Consider the following 22,304-nt stretch of genomic DNA (forward strand, 5'->3'; position numbering starts at 1 on the left):
CATGGCGAAATCGATGCGCAACACGCTGTTCGCCCTCGCGCTATCCGCACTTCTGGCCGCACCGGCCTATAGCGAGGATGCCCCAGCGGCGCCCCAGAACGAATCCACCCTGTCGCAGGACGCCCACGTGGCGGGCCAGGACATCAAGCGCGGCGTCGTGCGCATTGGACACGGCATCCACAAGGCCGCCAGCGAAGTCGGCCATGAGGTCAAGCGCGGTGCGACGGCAGTCGGCCACGGCTTCCGCGACGCAGCCAGGAATGTGAGCGCAGGCGTGCACCGGGCCTTCCACCGCGACGGCTCGGCCGCTCCGGTGGAAACGGCCCAGTAAGCAAGCGGTCCGTTCAAGCGCGGCGGTCGAACAGCGCGCGGGCGGAGCGCATGGCCTGCGCCAGCGTCTGCTGCGCCACGTGCGGAAACCGGCGTCGGCGCAGCGCGTATTCGCAGGCAAACATGGCGGCGAGTAGCGGAAAATACAGCAGATTGGCGAAGGTGGACCACACCCAGACCGGCGCGGCAAAGAACAATAGCGTGGACAGCGCGGTAATCGTCGCGAAAAACAGCGTCCAGGCAAGAGTCACCCCGCGCGTATAACGGTCCATCCGCGGACTCTGCGCCTCGCCCAGCATGCGGGAAAACCGCGTACAGATCGGCAATGCCCCCGGCAGCAGCGTCAAGCCGAACACCATGCCCAAGGCCCCGTTGGTCCCTGCATTTTGTATGAAATACACCCAGTTGAAATGACGTTCGACCAGGGGAAATACGCGCCACATCCCCGCTATCGCCAGGACGGTGCCCAATAGCGCCGCACCGCGCCAGCGCGTGCGCCAGCCCGCGAGCAGCCCGACCGCCAGCATCGGCGCAATGGCGAATACCGCCCCCATGGCACTGTTGGCCAGCGCCACCGTAGTGAAGTGGGAGAATACCGGATAGGCGGCAAACGAGAGCGCCGCCAGGGCCGGGCGCCAGGCGTGCGCAAGGCGGGAGGACGCGGGTTTGGGTTCGCTCACGCGGTATCCATCCTGAAGTAAGGGTCCGGCCCGGATTCTAACAGCGCACCGCGGCGAAAGGAAACGGCACGCTCCGCCTCAAGGGCAGCGTGCCCGATAGGCGGTCCCCCCCTGCCCGGCCCACAGCCGGTATGGCGTCCCCGGCTGCAGATAGGCGCTCTGCCCCTGAGCCAGCTGCAGCGTAGCGACCGCCGCCGACAAGGTCACCGCCCCGGCCACGACCAGAATCATTTCCGGCCCGCTCGCCGTTAGCGCCACCTCCTCGCCGGCCAGCAGGCCGACGCGATCCAGCGCAAACCAGGTCTCGCCCGGCAACTCGAAACGCATGAGCCGGGCATCGGGGCCGGCAGCGGCAATCACCCGCGGCGTCACGGGCGAGCAATCCACGACCTCCAGCAGCGCTTCGGCGTCGACATGCTTGGCGGTCAACCCGGCGCGCAGCACATTGTCCGAGTTCGCCATCAGCTCGACGTTGCGACCTCGCAGATAGGCATGCGGCAGCCGTGCCGGCTGATAGATGGCCTGGCCCGGCTGCAGACACACGAGGTTGAGCAGATAAAACGCGAACAGTCCGCAGTCGGGACGCGCCGGGTCGCCGACCCGGGCCATCCAGTCATCGGGGCTGTCCGTTGCCGTCTCTTCATTCTGCAAACGCAGGATCAGCGGCGAGAGAATCTCGTACAACGCCGCTTGCGACAGCAACAGCAGATAGCGATAGAAGTCCGTCATCGTGCCTCCGCCCAGGACCGGCGACAAACCACGCAGCTCAGGCCGCGCCTCCAGCGCGGCTTCGATCGCGGCCCGCTCGCGAAAACCATGCAGCAACCAGAAGGGCGACAGCGCGACCATCATCTCGGGCTTGGGATACGGATCGCGGTAATTGCGTTCGGGGGCATGCAGATCGATGCCCGCCGCGCTTTCGCGCGCGAAGCCCGCCTGTGCCATCGCCGCATCGGGATGCACCTGAATCGACAACGGTTCGCTCACATCCAGCACCTTGAGCAAGAACGGCAGCCGCTCGCCGTGCAAGCGCCGGCAGGCCTCTCCCAGATAGGCGTCCGGGTCGTGCGCGATCGCGTAGTTCAGCGGCTGCGGGCCGAGCGGGGTCATGACGATGGACGGCGCCTCTTCGTGCGCGCCCAGCCACCACTCGGCAAAGCGGCTGTCGCCGTGATTGTCGAGCTTCATCAGGTCGGGGATGAAACGGCGTCCGCCCCAGGCGTAATGCTGGGCCAATCCGACCAGTTGATAGGCTGCACTCATGGTGTTGCCTCCCTGTCTCAGGCTGCGCCGATCATGCGCGACGCGGCAGATAATCGACGACGACGAGTTCGGCCAGCAAGGGGCGGAACAGGCGTTTCAAGTCCGCGTGCGCAGGATGCGGCAAATACGCATCGCGGGCCGCCGCATCGGCAAAGGTCATCAGCACGCAATGGCTGAACCCGGCATTCTTGCCTTCGGGGCTGTCGTTCTCGCCCCACTCGACCGCCGAAAGGCCGGCCACCCGTTCCGGCATCCGCTCGAACGCCCGCATCAGCCCGGCCAGATCGTCGGGGGTGGCCGAGTCGTGAAAACGGATCAGCAATACATGTCTATACATACGTCGGCATCCTTTCAGATTCTCAAAGAAGCGATCGCGACGGCGACGGCCTGCGGAAACGGGCGGGCAGATCGCCGGCCTCAAGCGCGGGGCGCCAGACCATCGCCCGCTGTTGCAATTGACGACACTCGCGACGATCGCGCTGATTCATGCACGCCTTGGCCGCCATGATGCCGGACGCGTCCATCGCAATCGCGGCCAGGCCGGGCACCCGCTTCGGCTCTCGCTCCAAGCGGCACACCGGGCGGATCACACGACAGGGCACATGCGGGAAAGCGGAATTCAGACTGTTGGAGTCAAGGCCGACGCGGGAGTTCTCGCGGTCGGCCACCAGTCGATACGGCGTCAGATCGGCGCTGGCTGCACTTCAAGAAATCACTCTCTTCACCGCACCGGGCGCTGATGCCATGCGGTATTTTCTCTTCTAAAGCGACGGACCGATCGCGGACTTCATGCTCCAGGTCAGGACTCCCTTGCCCCGCGACATGCGGCGACATCACCCGAACCGTGATCTTGAGCGAACCCTGCGTCGATGGGCGCAGAATGGAACAGCATTGCGGCAGGAACTGGCCGTTGAATTCGACAGGGACGCATACCGCCCTGTCGGCGAAGAGGGGATGGGCCTCGGTCGAAATATCGCGCTAGTCGGGCGGGCGGTCTGGGTCGAAGCCCATGGCCCGCATGCCGACGCCGCAGCAGACGGCTGCGGCTATCGTCCGATAGTCACTTGAGTATAGCCCATCCCCGTCCGGCGGCACCTTGCGACCGCGATACCGCGCCACGCCCCGGAGCCGTCCCCCTCCCGTCATGCGAACACACGCAGGGGGCTATCCGGGCGCCTTGGCCCCCCCCGACGTTGTCATGTGCTTTAGTGCATGAAGCGCGCGACGCGGCCACGACCGGATTAAACTGCTAGTTGCTGGATTGGCCTGCGCGCGACGTCGGCGGGGCACAAAATGGAAAAGGGGGATCAGGATGAACAAACGCTTGCTGCTGTGTCTGCTGCCGGCCCTGCTGGCCGGCTGCGCCACGATGAATGAACAGGAATGCCGCAGCAAGACACCGGCCACGGTCGGGCTGTCGGACGGCAGGCAGGGTTACGGCGTCTGGAGGCTGGACAAGCATGCCGACTCCTGCGCCCGCTTCGGCATCGGCTTCGACCGCAACGCCTATCTGAAGGCGCGCGCCGAGGGTCTGCTCAGCTACTGCACGCCGGACAATGGCGAGCGGGCCGGGGCGCGCGGCGAACGCTACGAATACGTTTGCCCCGCGGCGCTGGAGCCGGCCTTTCTCGCACGCTACCGGCCCGCCTACCGCGACTGGCTCGCTGCGCAGCACAGCCGCTGGTGGTGGCCATGATCCATCAGGCGCCCGGACGCACGCCCTTGGGCAGCAGCAGCCACAAGCTGCCCTGTTGCTTCATCCTGCCCGCGTACAACCCGGCTTCGGTGCCATAACCCCAGAACAGATCCGCGCGCAGGGCACCGCGAATGGCATTGCCGACATCCTGCGCCGCGACCAGACGTGCGAGCGGCGCATCGGACTGCGGCCAGGTGGTCGACAGCCAGACCGGCGTCCCGAGCGGGATATAGCGCGGGTCGACCGCAATGCTGTAGCCATCGGTCAAGGGCACGCCCAGCGCGCCGACCGGTCCCTCGGCACCGGCGGCGGACGCGCGGAAATAGACATAGCGCGGATTGACATCGAACAGCTCCTGCTGCCGCTGCGGGTTGGTACGCACCCAGCCCTGTATGCCTTGCATCGATGCCGAGGACAAGGGCAACTGCCCGTGGTCGGCGAGCCAGCGGCCGATGGAGACATAGGCATAACCGTTATTGTCGGCAACGCCAACGCGCAGGATGCGGCCATCGTCGAGCTGAATCCGCCCGGAACCCTGAACCTGCAAAAAGAACAGTTCGACCGCATCGTCGACCCAGGCCAGCACGGGCGCGCGCGCGCCCCCCTGCCCGCGCGCGATTTCGGCGCGGGTGTAATACGGCAGCAGACGTCCGCCTTCTATCCGTCCTTTCAGACTCCCGCCATGCATCGCGGCCGGGAAATCGGACAACCAGACCTCGACCTGCCCCGCTCCCGGCGTACTGACGCCGGGAACCCAGACCAGCCGGTTGCCTGCCGCCCGCCGCGCAACCGCCACGCTGCGCGTGCGCGCCGCGGCAGGCAGATCCAGCGTCATCAGATCGGAGGGAACGCCATACACCGGATAGGGCGTACGCTCGCTGCGGTTCAGGCTGCCATTGAGCATGGGCTCATAGTAACCGGTGATCAGACCGCGCTCGCGCGCCCCGTCATGCAGCTGCCAGGCACTGAAACGCGCTTCGAAAAAGCGCCGGATAGCGTCTTCGTCGCGGGCATCCAGCGTAGCCGCCGCCGCGCAGACCGCCCTCCAGTCGCGGCGCTGTCCGGTCTCGCGGCAGGTGCGGCGAAAAGCCTCCAGCGAGCCGGCCAGCGACGGTCCCGGCCAGGACGGCAAGGCACCGACCTCGATCTGCTCCAGATCGGCCCGGCCCGCCACCGGCGCGGGCTGGGAAGAATAAGGAACCAGAGGGGGAGCGGACGAGCAGGCCGCGAGGCCGAGCAGTGCAATCAGAATCAGACGTGAGCGCATGGGGAGCCGTAATGAAGGATCAACGGGAATTGTACAACAAGCCGCGCGTGCTTGACGCAGCCGGCGGCCGGTCGCGGGTACGGGCGCTCAGTGCTCGTTCAAACGATAACCGACGCCGGTCTCGGTCAGAATATGGCTGGGCAGCGCGGGATTGTCTTCCAGCTTCTGCCGCAAATGTCCCATATAGACGCGCAGATAGTGGTTGCTCTCGGAAAAGGACGGCCCCCATACCATGCGCAGCAGCTCGCGGTGCGTGATGACGCGGCCGGCCTCGCTGATCAGGGAGGTCAGCAAGCGATATTCGATCGGCGTCAACTTCACCAGCTGTTCGCCCTTGAACACCTGGCGCGCAACCAGGTCGACCCGGACATCCCCGAAACGGAACACCTGCTGCGGCGCCGCGCTGCCGGCGACGCGCCGTCGCAGCAACACTCGCACCCGGGCCATGCATTCGGCGACGCCAAAGGGTTTGGTCAGATAATCCTCGGCGCCGGCATCGAGAGCCGCGACTTTTTCCATCTCCTGCGTCCGCGCCGACAGCACCAGGATGGGGATCTGCGACCACTCGCGCAGCCGGTAAATGACGTCGACCCCGTCCATATCCGGCAGGCCGAGATCGAGGATCACCAGATCCGGCTTGCGCGTTTCCACTTCGATCAGCCCCTGCCTGCCCCCCTCCGCCTCATACACGGCCATGCCCTCGGCCTCGAGCGCGGTGGCCAGAAAGCGGCGGATCGATTTTTCGTCCTCGATCAGGACAATATGGATTTTGTCACTCATGCCTCAGGCTCCGGCAGCGGCGGCGGCGTTCCGACCGGCAGGGTAAATTCGAAACAGGCCCCGTGCGGCTCGACATTGCGTGCCACGATGCTTCCGCCGTGCGCCTCGACGATGGCAAGGCAGATGGACAGGCCGAGGCCGACGCCGGAGGTGGCCGATTCGGTCTCGCCACGGGTGAATTTGTCGAACAGATGCGACTCGATGCCGGCAGGCAGCCCGGGGCCGTTGTCGGTGACGCTCACCACGACATTGTCGCCGGCTTCGCGCGCGGACAGGACGATGAGCGATCCCGATGGCGTGTATTTGCCGGCATTCTGCAGCAGATTGACCAGCACCCGCTCGATCAGCACCTCGTCGAACTCCAGCAGCGGCAAGGACGGCGGCAACGCGATCCGGAGGACATGGTCGCACAAAGCATGTTCGGAGGCACGCACGGCACTGCCGACCACTTCTTCCAGCAGCAGCCACTGCCGCTTGAGGCGGACGCCCGATTGCAGACGCGCCATATCCAGCAGGTTGGTCACCAGGCTGTTCATGCGCAGCGCCTCATCCTGGATGGAATGCGCGACGTCGCGATGCTGCTCCGGGCTCAGGGTCTCGTGGTCAAACAGGGTCGCCAGGCCGACCAGCGTCGTCAGCGGCGTGCGCAGATCATGCGACACGGCCGCCAGTACACTGTTGCGCAGGCGTTCCGACTCCATCGCCACAATCGCATCCTGCGCCACTTCGACGTAGTGTACCCGTTCCAGCGCCAGCGCGACCTGGGCCGCGCAGGTTTCCAGCAAGCGCTGCTGCTCGGGTAGAAAGACCTGCCGCCTATCTTCCGGCTGCAGTGCCAGCACTCCGCGCGTACGCATCGGCGCCTTGAGCGGGACATACAGGTCGGGGCTGGACGGCAGGGTATTGGTGCCGAGTCCGGCGGGCTGCTGGTGATCGTAGACCCATTGCGCCACGCCGCTGTCGGCCGCCGCCTCGCTGCCGCCGACGACCTTCACTTGTTCCTGGCTGTTGGGCAGGTAGATCCGGCATTGCGCATTGAACAAGGCACTGATGTAGCTGATGCCGCTCTCGACGATCTGCGCCGCAGTCAGGGCGCCGGCCAGCTCGCGGCCGAGGTCGTACAAGGCGCGCGTTCGCCGTTCGCGGTAGGTGGCGATGTGAGCCTCGAACCCGAGCCGGGCCGTCAGTTGGCTGATGATCAGCGCCACGATCAGCATGACGGCGAAGGTCAGCAGATACTGGGTGTCGGAGACGCTGAACGAGAGCCGCGGCGGCACGAAAATGAAGTCGAAGGCTGCCACGGACAGAAACGATGCCAGCACCCCCGGCCCGCGTCCGAAGCGCACCGCGACGAGCACCACTTCCAGCAGGTAGAGCATGATGACGTTGGACAGCTCGAAATACGGGGCCAGCAGACCGGCGGCGCCGGTCGCGACGACGCAGCTCGCCGCCGCCGCGCTGTAGCCGAGGCGCTTGCGCTGCTCGGCCTGGTCATCGAACAGCAATCCCCCCGAGCCGCGCTTGGGCGAAACATCGTCGCTCATCTCATGTGCGACGACATAGACATCGACATCGCGCGCATGCTGCGACAACTGATCGACCAGCGATGGCGACAGCAATTGCGACAGCCGCGAACGCATCGAGCGGCCGACGACCAGCTTCGACACATTACGGCTGGACGCATAGGCAAGCAGCGTGCTGGCCAGCGACGCCCCGGCCAGCACGCTGGTTTCCGCGCCCAGTTCCTGCGCAAGGTGCAACACCTTGAGCACACGGTCGCGTCTCTCGTCGGACAAGCGGTGCAGTTTGGGGGTTTCCACATAGACGCACAACCAATCCGCGTCGAGACTGGCGGCCAGCCGCTTGGCACTGCGCACCAGCTTGTCGCCGCCGGGTCCGGGTCCGAGGCAGATCAGCAAGCGCTCGCGCGCATGCCAGCCGGACTGAATGGACTGGTCGGCGCGATACGCGCGCATCTGGGCGTCGACACGGTCGGCCGTGCGCCGCAGCGCCAGCTCGCGCAGGGCCAGAAGGTTGCCCTTGCGGAAAAAATTCTGCCCGGCGCGCCGCGCCTGTACCGGCAGATAGACCTTGCCCGCCTGCAGCCGGGTCAGCAGTTCGTCCGGCGGCAAGTCGACCAGGGCGACCTCGTCGGCGAGGTCGAACACGCGGTCGGGCAGCGTCTCGCGCACGACGACGCCGGTGATCTGCCCGACCACATCGTTGAGACTCTCCAGATGCTGTACGTTAAGCGTGGAATAGACATCGATGCCGGCGGCAAGCAGCTCTTCGACATCCTGCCAGCGCTTGGGGTGGCGCGAACCGGGGATATTGGAATGGGCGAATTCATCGATCAGGATCAGCGCCGGCTTGCGCGCGAGCGCCGCATCCAGATCGAACTCGTCGAGCACGCGATCGCGGTAGTCGATCTTGCGGGGCGGCAGAACCGTCAAGCCCTGAACCAGCGCCGCCGTCTCGCTGCGACCGTGCGTTTCCACCACGCCGACGACCACGTCGACGCCTTCGGCCTGGCGGCTTCTGGCAGCGACGAGCATGGCGTAGGTCTTGCCCACCCCGGCGCAAGCGCCGAAGAAAATCTTCAGACGCCCGCGCCGGGCCGCCTCTTCTTCCCGCTTCAGCTCATTGAGCAGGGCATCGGGATCAGGACGTTGGTCGTTCATTCATGCTTTCTAAGAAAGTTGGTCCAGGGCGAGGTTCAACTCCAGCACATTGACGCGCGGCTGTCCCAGAATACCCCAGGTCTTGCCTTGCACATGCCCGGCGACCAGCGCGTTGACCTTGTCCACGGGCAGATGCCGCAGCGCGGCAACACGCATGACCTGATAATACGCCGCCGCCGGCGTGATTTCCGGATCGAGGCCGCTGGCCGACGACGTTACCAGATCGACCGGCACCGGACCGGCGGGAACCGGCCCCGCCGCTTTCAGTGCGTCGATGCGGCCTTTGACCTCATCCAGCAGGGCGGGGTTGGTCGGGCCGGTATTCGAACCGCCCGAATTGGCAGCATTGTTCGGCATCGGAGACGTAGCCGACAGGCGGCCCCAGAAATAGCGCGGCTCGGTGAAGTTCTGTCCGATCAGAGACGAGCCGACGACCTTGTCGCCAACGGCGATCAGGCTGCCGTTGGCCTGGTTCGGGAAGACCGCCTGCGCGGCTCCGGTCACCGCCAGCGGATAGATCAGCCCGGTCAGCAGGGTCAGGGTAGAAAAGACGACCAGTGCGGGACGAATGCTTGCCATGATGTATTCCTTAGACCCAACCCAGCAGGGTGAGGGCCATATCGATCAATTTGATGCCGACGAAGGGAACGGCGATGCCGCCCAGGCCATAGATCAGCAGGTTGTTGCGCAGCAGTTGCGCAGCGGCCTGGGCACGGTAGCTGACCCCTTTCAGCGCCAGCGGGATCAGCGCCACGATGACGAGTGCGTTGAAAATAACCGCCGATAGGATGGCCGAGTTCGGGCTGCTCAGTCCCATGACGTTGAGCGCGCCCAATTGCGGGTAGGTCGCCGCGAACGCCGCCGGGATGATGGCGAAATACTTGGCCACATCGTTCGCGATCGAGAAGGTCGTCAGCGAACCGCGCGTCATCAGCATCTGCTTGCCGATCTCGACGATCTCGATCAACTTGGTCGGATTCGAATCCAGATCGACCATATTGCCGGCTTCCTTCGCCGCCTGGGTGCCGGTGTTCATCGCCACCGCCACATCGGCCTGCGCCAGCGCCGGCGCATCGTTGGTGCCATCGCCGGTCATCGCCACCAGCATCCCGCGCGCCTGATGGCTGCGGATCAGCTCGAGCTTGTTTTCCGGCGTCGCTTCGGCCAGGAAATCGTCGACCCCGGCTTCGGCCGCGATCGCGGCGGCGGTCAGCGGATTGTCGCCGGTGATCATGATGGTCTTGATCCCCATCTGCCGCAGCTCGGCAAAACGCTCCTTGATGCCCCCTTTGACAATGTCCTTGAGTTCGATCACGCCGAGCACGCGATTGGCTTCGCAGACCAGCAGCGGAGTCGATCCGCGGCGTGCCACCTCTTCCACCGTACGCAGCACGGCCTCGGGAAATACCCCCCCCTGCTCTTGCACATGGCGGCGGATCGCGTCGATCGCCCCCTTGCGGATCTGGCGCCCGCCGAAATCGACGCCGCTCATGCGGGTAGTCGCCGAGAACGGGATAAATACCGCTTCATGCCCTTGCAATTCACGTTGGCGCAGATTGAAACGCTGCTTGGCCAGCACCACGACGCTACGCCCTTCCGGCGTTTCGTCGGCCAGCGATGCCAGTTGCGCGGCATCGGCCAGCGCCTCTTCGCTCACCCCGGCTGCCGGAATGAAAGTCGAGGCCTGACGGTTGCCGAGCGTGATGGTGCCGGTCTTGTCGAGCAGCAGCACGTCGACGTCGCCGGCGGCTTCCACGGCACGGCCCGAGGTCGCGATCACATTGGCGCCCATCATGCGGCTCATGCCGGCCACGCCGATGGCCGACAGCAGGCCGCCGATGGTGGTCGGAATCAGGCATACGAGCAAGGCCACCAGCACCGTAATCGAAATCGGGTGGCCGACGTGAGCCACACCCACGCTGAACATCGAGAAGGGCAGCAGCGTTACCGTCACCACCAGGAACACGATGGTCAGGGCCACCAGCAGAATGGTCAGTGCGATCTCGTTCGGCGTTTTCTGACGCTTGGCGCCTTCGACCATGGCGATCATGCGGTCGAGAAAGGTTTCTCCGGGGTTGGCGGTGATCTTGACCACGATCCAGTCGGACAGCACGCGGGTGCCGCCGGTGACCGAGCTGAAATCGCCGCCCGACTCGCGGATCACCGGGGCCGATTCGCCGGTAATCGCCGATTCATCGACCGAGGCCACCCCTTCGACGACTTCGCCGTCGACCGGGATCACGTCGCCCGCCTCGACCAGTACGACGTCGCCCTTGCGCAGGCTCGCGCCATCGATCACGCTGACCTTGGCGTCGCGGCGCGGCGCCGATAGCTTCTTGGCCACCACGTTCTGCTTGGCCGCGCGCAGGCTGGCGGCCTGCGCCTTGCTGCGGCCCTCGGCCATTGCTTCGGCGAAGTTGGCGAACAACACCGTGAACCACAACCACAAGGCAATGGCCAGAATAAAGCCGAACGGCGCCTCGCCGTGGCCCTGCGCGGCCGGTATCAGCAGCAGCGTGGTCATGATGCTGCCGATGAAGACGACGAACATCACCGGATTGCGCCACTGCGTTTTCGGCGACAGTTTGCGGAATGAGTCGATCACTGCCGGCTTGAGCAGCGCGGGATCGAACATGGATTTTGATGCGGAATGGGTTTGCATGGCTTGTTTTTCCCTTTTCGGCGCGGGCTTAGTGAGCGAGGACCATCTGCAGATGTTCCACCACAGGGCCCAGAGCCAGGGCGGGTACATAATTCAGGGCGCCGACCAGTACGACAGTACCGATCAGCAGGACGACGAACAGTGGGCCATGCGTCGGCAAGGTCCCCGAAGTCACTTGCAGGCGCTTTTTCGCCGCCAGCGAACCCGCTATCGCCAGGATGGGAATGATCATGAAGTAGCGGCCGAACCACATGGCGATCGCGGTCATGATGTTGAAGAACGGCGTATTCGCGGACACCCCGGCGAAGGCGCTGCCGTTGTTGTTGGCGGCCGAGCTGAAGGTATACAGCAGCTCGGTGAACCCATGCGCGCCGGGGTTCGCGATTCCGGCGCGACCGGCCGCGCTCATCGCGGCGATGGCGGTCAGCACCAGCACCAGCGTCGGCGTCACCAGAATCGTCAGCGCCGTCATCTTCATTTCGAAGACCTCGATCTTCTTGCCCAGGTATTCCGGAGTCCGCCCCACCATCAGGCCGGCGATGAACACAGCCAGGATCGCGAAGATCAGCATGCCGTACAGGCCGGAACCCACACCGCCGAACACCACTTCGCCCAGTTGCATCATGAAGGTCGGCACCAGGCCGCCGAGCGGCGTCAGCGAATCATGCATCACATTGACCGCCCCGCACGATGCCGCCGTGGTCACGGCCGCGAACAGCATGCTGTCGTTGATGCCGAAGCGCGTCTCTTTGCCTTCCATATTGCCGCCGCCCTGCAGCAGGCCGAGATGTTGATCGACGCCCAGCCTGTCCAGTTGCGGAATGCCGCGTTGTTCGGCCCAGAAGCCGATGGAAGCGACGCAGACAAAAATCACCGTCATCGCGCCGAGCACGGCCCAGCCCTGGCGCCGGTCGCCGACCATATGGCCGAAGGTGAAACACAAGGCGGCCGGAATCAGGAAGATCGCCAGCATCTGCACAAAGTTGGACAGCGGGGTCGGGTTTTCAAACGGATGTGCGGAGTTGGCGTTGAAGAAGCCGCCACCATTGGTGCCGACCATCTTGATCGCTTCCTGCGACGCGACCGGCCCCAGCGCCAGCGTCTGCGTCCGCGAGGTCATCGTGTCGAGCACCGGCTTGCCGGACGCATCCTTGACCGGCGCTCCCGCCTTGTCGAGCCTGGCTTGCTGGTAGACGGTCGACTGTACGGTAGTCACGTCGCGATACGGCGTCAGATTCTGGATCACGCCCTGGCCGACGAAAACGAGCGACAGGATCAGCGACAGCGGCAGCAGGACATAGACGGTAATGCGGGTCAGGTCGACCCAGAAATTGCCGACGACGGCGGAACCGTGGCGGGCGAAGCCGCGAATCAAGGCCGCCACAACGGCGATGCCCAGTGCGGCGGAGAAGAAATTCTGCACCGTCAGCGCCACCATCTGGGTCAGATAGCTCATCGTGCTTTCGCCGCCATAGCCTTGCCAGTTGGTATTGGTAACGAAAGAAATCGCGGTATTGAACGCCGAGTCGGGCGATACCGCCCCCATCGCCTGCGAATTGAGCGGCAATGCGCCCTGAACCCGCTGGATCAGGTAAACGAACAGTACGCCGACGACACTGAATACGAGCAGGTCGAGCGCATAGCGTTTCCAGCCCGACTCCTGCTCCGGATCGACGCCGGCCAGACGATAGAGCCCGTTTTCGACGCGCCCCAGCCATTTGCGCGGTCCATAGGCATCCTTGCCCAGTATCCCGGCGATATAGGCACCCAGCGGCCAGGACAGAAGCAGCAACACCAGCAGAAACGCGCCCAGCAACAGCAATGCATCGCTTGTCATTTCAGAAATTCTCCGGCTTCAGCAAAGCGTAAATCAGATAAACCAGCAACAAGGCGGAAGCGATGCCGCCGATGACGACGTAAACGCTCATGACTTGCCTCCCAGCCGCGCACAGCCCTCGGCCAGCAGCCCGCACAGCGCGGTAAATACGACGGTCAAACCGATATAGATCAGGTCCACGAGGCCCCTCCTTTACACAATAAAATCCGCCCGAATGAACAGGGTCGGTATCTTGATGTCTGTAAAGTACATAAACCGGTATAAAAATGACGTAAAAAGCGCGCCCGCACGGCGCAGCCCGGCAAGCGGAAGAATCAGGAGGCCGTGGTGATGGACGAATCCAGCCAGCCGTTGAGAGCGGGGACCAGCAAGGCAAACTCGGCTTCCAGCCGAGCCAGGTGGGCGGGGATATGCGCGCAATCGCCGTTTTTCAGTTCGGCCTGGATGATGCGCGCGGCGTCAGCCGCAGGACGGGCGTTGAAGGTCTGAAAAAGCCCTTTGAGTGCGTGGGCATGGCGTGCGACCGTTGCCATGTCCCCCTGATCGAACGCATCGCGGATTTCCTGGAGTTCCCCCGGCACATAGTCGAGGAAATGGCGCGCGATCAGTCTCACCACCTCCTGGTCGGCCTCCGCCAGCGCGGCGGCATAATCAAAGACCGGGTCGGCGACATCCTGCGGTTCGATGCGTTCGAGCACGCTCTGCAAGGCGGCCATTTGCAGCGGCTTGGACAAGTAATCGTCCATGCCGGCGGCGAGACAACTCTCGCGGTCGCCCTCCATCGCATTGGCCGTCATCGCCACGATAGGCACATGCCGCCCGCTCACGCGCTCCAGTTCGCGAATCGCGTGCGTCGCCTCGAAACCGCTCATCTCCGGCATCTGGACATCCATCAGCACGACATCGAATGGCGCGAGGCCGTAGCAACGCACGGCCTCGCGCCCGTCTCCGGCCAGGGTCGGCCGATGCCCCCAGCGCAACAGCAGGCTCTGCGCGAGCTTCCGGTTTACCGGGTTATCCTCCGCCACCAGCACCCGCAACGCCTCTCCTTTGCGTTCGGCGTTGTGCGGCACCGTCGATTCCGTCGAGGCTTCCCCCTTGAGCAGAGCCGCCACGGCATCCTGCAACTCGATGGGGGCGATCGGCTTGATCAGAAAGGCACGCACGCCGGCCTGCTGATAGCGCACCCGCTCCTCCTGATGAAGCCCCCCCGAGCTGAGCATCACCACCGGCACCGCCCGCCACTGCGGCAAGGCGCGCAGGCTGAGAATCAGATCGTAGGCACTGATGCCCGGCATCTGCTGATCGATCAGAAAGGCGTCGAAATGCCGGGTAAAATCGAGAGCGGCGCCCACCGCATTCTGCTCCGCCCCCTGGCAGATGCACTGCGCCCCGCACCGTTCCAGCGCGCGTGCGAGCACTGCCAATTGCACCGGGTTGTCGTCGACGACCAGGTAGGTCCGGCCGCGCAGGTCGGGCGCCGATGCCGCACGCTCGTCCGGCGCCGTGCGCAGCGGCAGGCGTACGCTAAACGTACTGCCCTGTCCGGGACGGCTCGACAGCGAGATCGTCCCCGCCATCATGTCGACCAGATGCCGCGTGATGGACAGCCCGAGTCCGGTGCCGCCAAAGCGGCGGGTCGTCGAGGTATCCCCCTGGGAGAACGCATCGAAGATCAGAGCCTGCTTGTCCTCGGGAATACCTATCCCGCTGTCGACGACATCGATCACGATATCGCCGCCGTCGGCGCGCACTTTGACCACCACCTCGCCGCGGGCGGTAAATTTGACCGCATTGCCAACCAGATTGATCAAGATCTGACGCCAGCGTCCGGGGTCGCCCAACAGACGCACCGGCAAATCAGGCTCGGGATCCAGGACCAGATCGAGCCCCTTTTCGAACGCTTTCAGCGACAGGACACGCAGCGTGTCCGACAGCAGGCGCGGCAGATCGAAGGGAATCGTCTCCAGCGTCAGTTTTCCGGCTTCGATTTTGGAAAAATCGAGGATGTCGTTGATGACCTGCAGCAAGGCATCGGACGACGATTTGACGATCTCCAGATACTCGCGCTGCTGTGCGGTCAACTCGGTTTCCAGCACCAGATCGGTCATGCCCATGATGCCATTCATCGGCGTGCGGATTTCGTGGCTCATATTCGCGAGAAAATCGCTCTTGGCCCGGCTGGCCGCCTCTGCCGCCTCTTTCGCCTGCTGCATGCTGCGTTCGGCCCGCTTGCGGTCGGTGATGTCGAGCGCGGTGCCGACCAGACCGATGCAACTGCCGTCGGCACGACGCAACGGCGCCTTGCTGATCAGGGCGTCGAGGGTCGTACCGTCGGCACGCCGCAACGTCGCTTCATAAGTTTGTGGCTGCAAGGTCAGATAAAGCAGGCGGTCGGTTTCGGCGTGCATGGCCACATCTTCGATGCTGAACATTTCAGTCGATGTCTTGTTCAACCACACCTCGGCTTCGATCTGGACAAGTTCGAGAAAGGCCTTGTTGAAGCGCAGATAGCGGCCATGCTCGTCCTTGAGGAAAACCGGCATCGCGGTCGAATCGACGAGGGCGTCGACAAAATCGAGGTTCTCCTTCAGCTTTCTGAGAGCGAGCCGCCGCTCGGTGATGTCGGTCATCGTGCCGATGGCGCCGCCCATGACACCGCCTTCGCTCGCATCCAGCCGTGCGAACACCTCCACATAGCGATCCTCGCCAGAACGGCAGTGCACGCGCGCTTCATAGCGCCAGGCATCGCCGCGCAAACCGGAGGACTCCATGATCTGAATAGGAAAATCTGGCGTCATATCGTCAAGCAGCAGAAAATCCGCCTGCCGCTTGCCCAGCGTCTCCTCCAGCGAGTAGCCGGAAATGGCCTCCCAGGCCGGGTTGACGAATAGCCAGCGCCCTTCGATGTCGACGCGGAAAATCACTTCACGGATATTGTCGACCACATTGCGGTACTGCCGCTCGCTGGCGGCGATGCGCTCGGAGAGTAATTTATTGGCACTGATATCCGTGCGGATCGCAATGTACTGGTAGGGATGGCCGCTGGCGTCGAGAAAGGGGACGAAGGTCGCCTCGACCCAGTGCAGATCGCCATTTTTGTTGCGGTTGCAGATTTCGCCATGCCAGGAACGGCCTTGCTCCAAAGCCGTCCACATTTCGGAGAAAAAGGCATCGGAGTGATGGCCGGCATTGATCAGGCTATGCGTATTGCCGATCAATTCATCGCGCTCATAGCCGCTGATCTCGCAAAACTTGTCGTTCACATACAGGATGCGGCCTGCGGTGTCGGTAATGCTGATGATCGCGTGCTGATCCATGGCAAAGCGCAGATTGGTCAATTCAAGCCGGTCGCGCGCCTGCTGCTCCACCAGATCCCGCAGCAAACCCGACAGGGCAAGCAGACTGTCCTCCTGGGGCAACGCCGCCGCCCCTGGTTCGCCCTGCTCGCCGAGCATGCCGGCCGCCAGCGCGCGCAAGGCCTTGATCGCGTCATCGCGCTGCAGCAGCTCCTCGCGCAAGGTTGCATTCAATGTCGTCAGCTCCTGCGAACTCAGCTCAAGGCTGCGCGAGCGCAGATCGAGATCCCGTTCGTACTGCTGATAACTGCCGTCGACGCGCGCGGTAAAGGACTCCAGCGAGCCGAGCAGTGCGCTCAGGGCTGGCGACACGCCGCCCTGGCGCGCGAGAGCGGCGGCCTCGGCAAACAGCCCGGACAAGTCGTCAACCCGGTCGACGCCCCAAAACCGTTTTATCTGACGGTACAGCGTCTGATGCATAGGAAGGTCCTCACCGCTCTCCCACCAGCGTAATGGTCATGGTCTGGTTGTATAAGCGGCACTCGGTACGGGCGGCCGCCTCGCTGATTTCGCCATTGGAATAGAATCCGCAGCCGATCACATCGGGACCGAGGGTATCCATCACCGCTTCGACCTCCTCCTCCACCCTATCGCCCATGACCAGCTTGCGCCCGATGCAGCTGACCAGCAAGGCCAGCATCTGTTCGGACCCGGCAAGGGCCGGAGCGACCGCCTGCGCGGCGTGTTCCGCGCCCTGGATCAGCTTGTCGGTGCTCGAGTGCATCAAGCGCAAATAGCCGTCGGGATCGATATCGCCGGCCAGCAGCAGGGAGCCCGCCGCTTCATCCACACCCAGGATGGTGCGAATCACACCACTGCTGCCGCTCCGATCCGGGCCAAGCATGTCGAAAGGAAACAGCAGGCCCGAAGCGGGCAGCTGGCTTGCATACTCTCCCAGGTAGCGCTTGTAGATATCCAGCGCCCGCTCGCCATCGAGCTCGAACAACACGTTCTCATGACAACGCGTGATCTTGCGCGCCGGGCCGAACGCTTCCCATCCGCCAAAAGAGCTGTTCTCCAGCACCAGCCTTGACCCATAGAAACCCAGCGCCAGCAATTGATCGCTCGCGGCACCGCTCGCGCAGGTCGTCCAGGTCCGGGCAAAGGCGCCGCCATCCGCCGCCAGGCCGCCCGATATCTGCACATCGGGCGCGACCTGGCTCTGAACGCCTAGCACCAGCGCGCTGCCATTGATCGCCACGCCGGTCCCCAGTAGCAACACCGCACGCAGCCCGTCCGCAGGCAATCCCGCGGCGAGACGCGCTCCGGCCGCATGCGAGTCGCTCATCCGGGCGAGTCGCGCCGTCGACAGCACCACCCGACTGTCGGCATGAGCGAAGGAGAGCGCGGTCAGCACGCAGGAGTGATCGAAGACATTGGCTCCCGCGATCTCGCCGGCGGTCGAGCAGCCGACCCACACGCTGTCGGGCGCCGTTGCCAGCAGCCGCGCCATCCAGGCGCTATCCTCGAAATAATCGACTGCGCCGAAAACCAGAATCACATCGGCGCCGCGCCAGTCCGGAGCGATCCTGTCCATATCTGGCTTGGCGGCCAGTGTCCATTGACGAAGCTTCATCAGTCTGCACCTCTACCGGCACGCCCGCAGCAGGCCATGCTCATAGCAATTCGAAGACGGGAAGATCCTGTGCAGGGTCCTCCGGGAAACAACGTCTGATTTCCAGCACCTGCTCCCACCCTCTCTCGAAGGCATCGCAGCAGGAGGGACAAAAATGGCGGCCGCGCTCGGACAGGATGTACTCGCGCGCTTCATCCACGCTCCACGGCAATTTATACGGCCGTGTGGTCGTCAAGGCATCAAACACATCGGCTACCGCCACGATGCGCGCCACTAGCGGAATCGCATCGCCCTGCAAGCCGTCCGGATAGCCGCTGCCGTCGAACTTCTCGTGATGCGACTGCGCAATGCTTGCGGCCATGCGTATCAAGGGCGAAATGCTGCCCGACAAAATCCGGGCGCCGACGACAGCATGACTGCGCATGATGATCAGCTCCTCGTCCGACAGGCGACCGGGTTTGAGCAGGATATAATCCGGCACACCGAGTTTGCCGATGTCGTGCATGGGAGCGGCCAATCGCAGCGAGTCGATGAAGCCCTCGTCGCAACCCAGACTCTCGGCGATCAGAACAGCATAAGCCGCCATGCGCCGCAGGTGAGAGCCGGTTTCCGGATCGCGGAATTCAGCCGCGCGCGACAGGCGGAACACCAGTTCCTGCTCGCGCTCCCGTATCGTGCGCGTCGCGCGCTCCACTTCCAGTGCGAGCCATTCGCTGCGATGCTTGAGCTGTGTCTGCGCATGGCGCAGGGCCAGCAGATTGCGCACACGCAACCTGAACTCGACGGCATCGACCGGCTTGGCGAGAAATTCGGACACACCGAGTTCCAGCGCCTCCTGCCTCACTGCCTTCTCGTCCGCCGTCGTCACCATGACGATGGGAACGTCGTCGCAGCCCGGCAACAAGCGAAAGCGGCGGATAAATTCATGTCCGTCGATATCGGGCATCATGAAATCGAGCAAGACCAGATCCGGGGCCGCCGTACGGCACCACTCCAACGCCTCCAGCGGCTGCTCGAACGTCATGGCGGCACGGCTGTCCACCGCCAGAGTCAGCGCACTCATCAACACCAGATTGGTGGGGTTATCATCCACGATCAAAATCGCCATGCCGTCCCGTCCCTATGTTGGATCCATGCGTTATCCGAAAGCAGTGCCTTCTTAAAGCATTATCGAATATGAATACGTACTTTGCCGGAATAGCGCATGACATAATGTCATATGAATTGTCAAAATATCGGGATACCCCTATTGCGACGGGAGGCCCGGCGCGGAGGGGGCGGCGCAGGCTTGCCAGCCAATTTAGATGTGTCTATCATGGTTACACATATCCCGAGTCCATGAAGATGAACAAAAGCAGCCGTTTTGCCGTCAGCGTCCACATCCTGACCCTGCTCGCTCTCAAGAGCACGCCGGTCCCGTCGTCCTACATTGCAGCCAGCGTCAATACCAACCCGGCCATGATCCGCCGCATCCTGGTCATGCTCGGCAACGCCGGACTCACCCGCGCCTGCATGGGCGCCAACGGCGGGACTTCGCTCGCCCGTGCTCCAAGCGACATTCCCTTGCTGGAGATCTACCGCGCAGTCGACGATCCGGTCGTACTCAGCCTGCACCACAGCGCCCCCAACACCCATTGCCCGGTCGGATGCCGTATCACGGAAGTGCTCGAGAACGTGATCGATCGCGCCGAGGCCGCCATGCAGGCGACGCTGGCCGATATCAGCGTCGCCGATGTCGTCGAAAAACTGCAGCTGGAAGCCCATCCCGCCTGATCAAACCGGTGACGCGCGTGCCCATGGCACAGATAACGTTATATTTTGTTAAGACGCGGTAAAACCCGAGCATTTTTGCAGATATCGGTGATAATTTTAGCCCCGTCGGCACGCCGTACGCCGGCTACACACCACTGACGATAGCTCCGACGGCGCCACTGTCGCGCGCCGGCTACGCCTTCATCGCGATCGACCGTGGATCTCCACAGTTTACCGACAATGCATGGTTACAATACGAACTGCCGGTTAATTACAGATGGCGAATGACAAGATGACAAAGGTTTTACTTGTTGACGACGATGTCGTTTTGGTCGACCTGCTCAAGGAATATCTTGAGCGAGAAGGTTATGAAGCGTCAGCCGTTTATAACGGAGAAGACGGCGTCGCCCATGCACTCAGCGGCGACTATTCGATCGTGGTGCTCGATGTCATGATGCCAAGGCTCAGCGGCATCGAAGCTCTGGCACGCATCCGCATTTCAAGCCGTATCCCGGTCATCATGCTGACGGCGCGCGGAGACGATACCGACCGTATCGTCGGACTCGAACTCGGTGCGGATGATTATGTCGCCAAACCCTGCACACCGCGCGAGCTTGCGGCGCGCATCCGCGCGATCCTGCGCCGCACGCAAGGCGAAGTCCGGGTGGAAACGGCGAGCGGGCCGATCAAGGTCGGCAATCTGGAAATGTGGCCCGAGCAACGCCGTGCGGTATGGGAGGGGAAAACGCTCGAACTCACGAGCACCGAATTCAACCTGCTGGAAGTTCTTGCGCGGCACGCCGGACGTACCGTCAGCAAAAACGAACTGTCCGAGCAGGGGCTCGGCCGCGCGTTGACTCGCTACGACCGCAGCATCGACGTTCATCTCAGCAGCATCCGCCACAAGCTCGGCCCCCTGCCCGATGGCAGGTCAACCATCCAGACGGTGTACCGCCAGGGGTATCAACTGATTCGGGAGTGAGCACGGGTGGGTCGATTATTCTGGAAATTCTTCTGCTTCGTCCTGCTCGCCCAGCTGATCGCGTCCTTCGGCATCGGGCGTCTGCTCTGGGGCGGGTCGCATCGCCCCGATGCCGTAGCCGGGGTGAATACCAGCCCGGTCGCCGCCAGCCGCACCGAGGCGGCCGCGGCCACGCTGCGTTTCGGCGGTCGGCAGGCGCTCACCTTGTTCATCCGCAACGTACCCTATCCCCCGATTTATGCACTGGGCCGCGACGACCGCGAACTGCTCGGCCGCCCGGTCGGCAAAGAGACCATCGAAGCCTTGCGCTTCATGGTTACCCAGGAGCCCGAACAGGGTGCGGTACGCAAGGTGATAGACCCCGACGGCGGACAGTTCATCGTGTTCGAACCGGAACACAGTCACGTCCGGCTGCCCCCCGGTGGCGAGATCAGCAGACCTCCCCCCCCGCCGCAGGAGGCGTCGCACGTCCTCGGCCTCCCCGTTCTGCCCTTCCTGCTGTCGCTGATCACCGGCCTCCTTTCTGCGGCCACGATCGCCTGGTACGTGGCCAAGCCGATCCGTATCCTGCGCGCGGCATTCACTGGCGCGGGCGACGGCAAGCTGGATGCCAATCTGGCGCAATCCATGGGGCGCCGCCGCGACGAATTGGCTGATCTCGGCCACGACTTCGACCGCATGACCCGGCAGTTGCGCTGCCTGATGGACGGGCAGCGCCGTCTGCTGCACGATGTCTCGCACGAGCTTCGCTCGCCCATGGCGCGCATGCAGGCCGTGATCGGTCTGCTGCGGCAGCAGCCGGAACGGCTGGAGGCCTTTCTCGACCGCATCGAACGCGAGACAGAGCGCATGGATCAACTGGTCGAGGAGCTGCTGACCCTGTCGCGGCTGGAATCCGGCGTGATCGGCACCGTTCGCGACCCGGTGGCCATGGCCGAAGTGCTCGGCCATGTCGCCGATGACGCGTCCCTCGAGGCCCGCAGCAAAGGATGCTGGATAGACGCAAGCCAGAATACCGAAGCCTGCGTGATCGGCAATCCGGAGCTGCTGCAGAGGGCCATCGAGAATGTGGTACGCAATGCGATCAAGTACAGCCCGCAGGATGGCGTGGTAGAGATCGCCGCCACGCTGGACAAGGAGGCGGCGCGCTGGTGCCTGACGGTAGAAGACAGAGGGCCTGGCGTGCCGGAAGCGGAACTGACGCGGATATTCGAGCCCTTCTTCCGCGGGAGCTCCGGCAATCAGGCCGATGGCCACGGTCTCGGACTGGCCATTGCACAGCAGATACTGGAGAGCCACGGCGGCAGCATATGCGCCCTTGGCCGCCAGGGCGGCGGCCTGCGCGTCGTGATCACCCTGCCGCTGTTCCTGGGCTGCCCCGACGAAACAGACGGCCTGACCGCAGACAGCCCGTCCTGAATCCCGCGCGGACCGAAGGC

Annotated in this window: 19 protein-coding genes; 5 read left to right on the forward strand and 14 right to left on the reverse strand. The window is 63.8% G+C overall.

All coding sequences use genetic code 11. The features are described 5' to 3' along the window. Nucleotide 1 precedes the first annotated feature (1 nt). Complete coding sequence (locus G520_RS22160; protein ID WP_036665801.1) at nucleotides 2–331, forward strand: hypothetical protein; 330 nt, start codon at nucleotides 2–4, stop codon at nucleotides 329–331. A gap of 13 nt (nucleotides 332–344) precedes the next feature. Here the strand turns inward: G520_RS22160 and G520_RS0108385 are convergent, their stop codons facing one another. From G520_RS0108385 to G520_RS24890, 4 genes are all read right to left on the reverse strand, one after another. Next, a complete protein-coding gene (locus G520_RS0108385) occupies nucleotides 345–1,010 on the reverse strand; it encodes a COG4648 family protein (RefSeq protein ID WP_028535256.1) in 666 nt (221 codons plus the stop codon). Between the two features lie 78 nt (nucleotides 1,011–1,088). After that, complete coding sequence (gene manA, locus G520_RS0108390; protein ID WP_028535257.1) at nucleotides 1,089–2,273, reverse strand: mannose-6-phosphate isomerase, class I; 1,185 nt, start codon at nucleotides 2,271–2,273, stop codon at nucleotides 1,089–1,091. A gap of 31 nt (nucleotides 2,274–2,304) precedes the next feature. Beyond that, nucleotides 2,305–2,610, reverse strand: coding sequence for a Dabb family protein (locus G520_RS0108395; protein ID WP_028535258.1), 306 nt, complete (start codon nucleotides 2,608–2,610; stop codon nucleotides 2,305–2,307). A gap of 22 nt (nucleotides 2,611–2,632) precedes the next feature. Beyond that, on the reverse strand, nucleotides 2,633–2,941 hold the full coding sequence (locus tag G520_RS24890; protein WP_156876909.1) for a hypothetical protein: 309 nt from the start codon (nucleotides 2,939–2,941) through the stop codon (nucleotides 2,633–2,635). Nucleotides 2,942–3,585: 644 nt separating this feature from the next. On the opposite strand from G520_RS24890, the gene G520_RS22165 reads away from it, so the two are divergent. Beyond that, nucleotides 3,586–3,969 carry a DUF2799 domain-containing protein gene (locus G520_RS22165; protein ID WP_051229274.1) on the forward strand — a complete coding sequence of 128 codons (384 nt, stop codon included), beginning with the start codon at nucleotides 3,586–3,588 and terminating at the stop codon, nucleotides 3,967–3,969. 4 nt (nucleotides 3,970–3,973) lie between these two features. On the opposite strand, the gene mltA is transcribed toward G520_RS22165, so the two are convergent. From mltA to G520_RS0108465, 10 genes are all read right to left on the reverse strand, one after another. After that, nucleotides 3,974–5,236, reverse strand: a complete 1,263-nt coding sequence (mltA, locus tag G520_RS0108415) for a murein transglycosylase A (RefSeq protein ID WP_028535260.1) — start codon at nucleotides 5,234–5,236, stop codon at nucleotides 3,974–3,976. Nucleotides 5,237–5,323: 87 nt separating this feature from the next. Next, a complete protein-coding gene (gene kdpE / locus G520_RS0108420) occupies nucleotides 5,324–6,016 on the reverse strand; it encodes a two-component system response regulator KdpE (RefSeq protein WP_028535261.1) in 693 nt (230 codons plus the stop codon). Beyond that, entirely contained in the window at nucleotides 6,013–8,697 is a 2,685-nt protein-coding gene (locus G520_RS0108425) for a sensor histidine kinase (RefSeq protein ID WP_028535262.1), read from the reverse strand. Before G520_RS0108425 ends, kdpE begins: the two co-directional genes overlap by 4 nt. A 9-nt stretch (nucleotides 8,698–8,706) precedes the next feature. Beyond that, complete coding sequence (gene kdpC, locus G520_RS0108430; protein ID WP_036665802.1) at nucleotides 8,707–9,276, reverse strand: potassium-transporting ATPase subunit KdpC; 570 nt, start codon at nucleotides 9,274–9,276, stop codon at nucleotides 8,707–8,709. 10 nt (nucleotides 9,277–9,286) lie between these two features. Beyond that, nucleotides 9,287–11,359, reverse strand: coding sequence for a potassium-transporting ATPase subunit KdpB (gene kdpB, locus G520_RS0108435; RefSeq protein WP_028535264.1), 2,073 nt, complete (start codon nucleotides 11,357–11,359; stop codon nucleotides 9,287–9,289). A gap of 28 nt (nucleotides 11,360–11,387) precedes the next feature. Beyond that, complete coding sequence (kdpA, locus tag G520_RS0108440; RefSeq protein ID WP_028535265.1) at nucleotides 11,388–13,196, reverse strand: potassium-transporting ATPase subunit KdpA; 1,809 nt, start codon at nucleotides 13,194–13,196, stop codon at nucleotides 11,388–11,390. A 1-nt stretch (nucleotide 13,197) separates the two neighbouring features. Further along, nucleotides 13,198–13,287, reverse strand: a complete 90-nt coding sequence (gene kdpF, locus G520_RS24375; protein ID WP_084637543.1) for a K(+)-transporting ATPase subunit F — start codon at nucleotides 13,285–13,287, stop codon at nucleotides 13,198–13,200. Nucleotides 13,288–13,510: 223 nt separating this feature from the next. Beyond that, nucleotides 13,511–16,975, reverse strand: coding sequence for a PAS domain S-box protein (locus G520_RS23935; protein ID WP_051229275.1), 3,465 nt, complete (start codon nucleotides 16,973–16,975; stop codon nucleotides 13,511–13,513). Between the two features lie 10 nt (nucleotides 16,976–16,985). Next, nucleotides 16,986–18,131: an FIST signal transduction protein gene (locus G520_RS0108460; protein ID WP_028535266.1), complete on the reverse strand. Its 1,146-nt coding sequence runs from the start codon at nucleotides 18,129–18,131 to the stop codon at nucleotides 16,986–16,988. Between the two features lie 40 nt (nucleotides 18,132–18,171). Further along, complete coding sequence (locus G520_RS0108465; RefSeq protein ID WP_028535267.1) at nucleotides 18,172–19,239, reverse strand: HD-GYP domain-containing protein; 1,068 nt, start codon at nucleotides 19,237–19,239, stop codon at nucleotides 18,172–18,174. Between the two features lie 230 nt (nucleotides 19,240–19,469). On the opposite strand from G520_RS0108465, the gene G520_RS0108470 reads away from it, so the two are divergent. The 3 genes from G520_RS0108470 to G520_RS22175 all read left to right on the forward strand — a co-directional run bounded on the left by G520_RS0108470 (nucleotide 19,470) and on the right by G520_RS22175 (nucleotide 22,284). After that, on the forward strand, nucleotides 19,470–19,904 hold the full coding sequence (locus tag G520_RS0108470; RefSeq protein WP_211222790.1) for an Rrf2 family transcriptional regulator: 435 nt from the start codon (nucleotides 19,470–19,472) through the stop codon (nucleotides 19,902–19,904). 271 nt (nucleotides 19,905–20,175) lie between these two features. Next, complete coding sequence (locus G520_RS0108475; RefSeq protein WP_028535269.1) at nucleotides 20,176–20,865, forward strand: response regulator transcription factor; 690 nt, start codon at nucleotides 20,176–20,178, stop codon at nucleotides 20,863–20,865. 6 nt (nucleotides 20,866–20,871) lie between these two features. Next, nucleotides 20,872–22,284 (forward strand): HAMP domain-containing sensor histidine kinase, encoded by a 1,413-nt coding sequence (locus G520_RS22175; protein ID WP_051229276.1) that lies wholly within the window; start codon nucleotides 20,872–20,874, stop codon nucleotides 22,282–22,284. The last annotated feature ends 20 nt before the right edge of the window (nucleotides 22,285–22,304 follow it).

It is taken from the genome of Paludibacterium yongneupense DSM 18731, from assembly GCF_000422925.1.
In the GTDB taxonomy this organism is placed as follows: Bacteria; Pseudomonadota; Gammaproteobacteria; order Burkholderiales; family Chromobacteriaceae; genus Paludibacterium; species Paludibacterium yongneupense.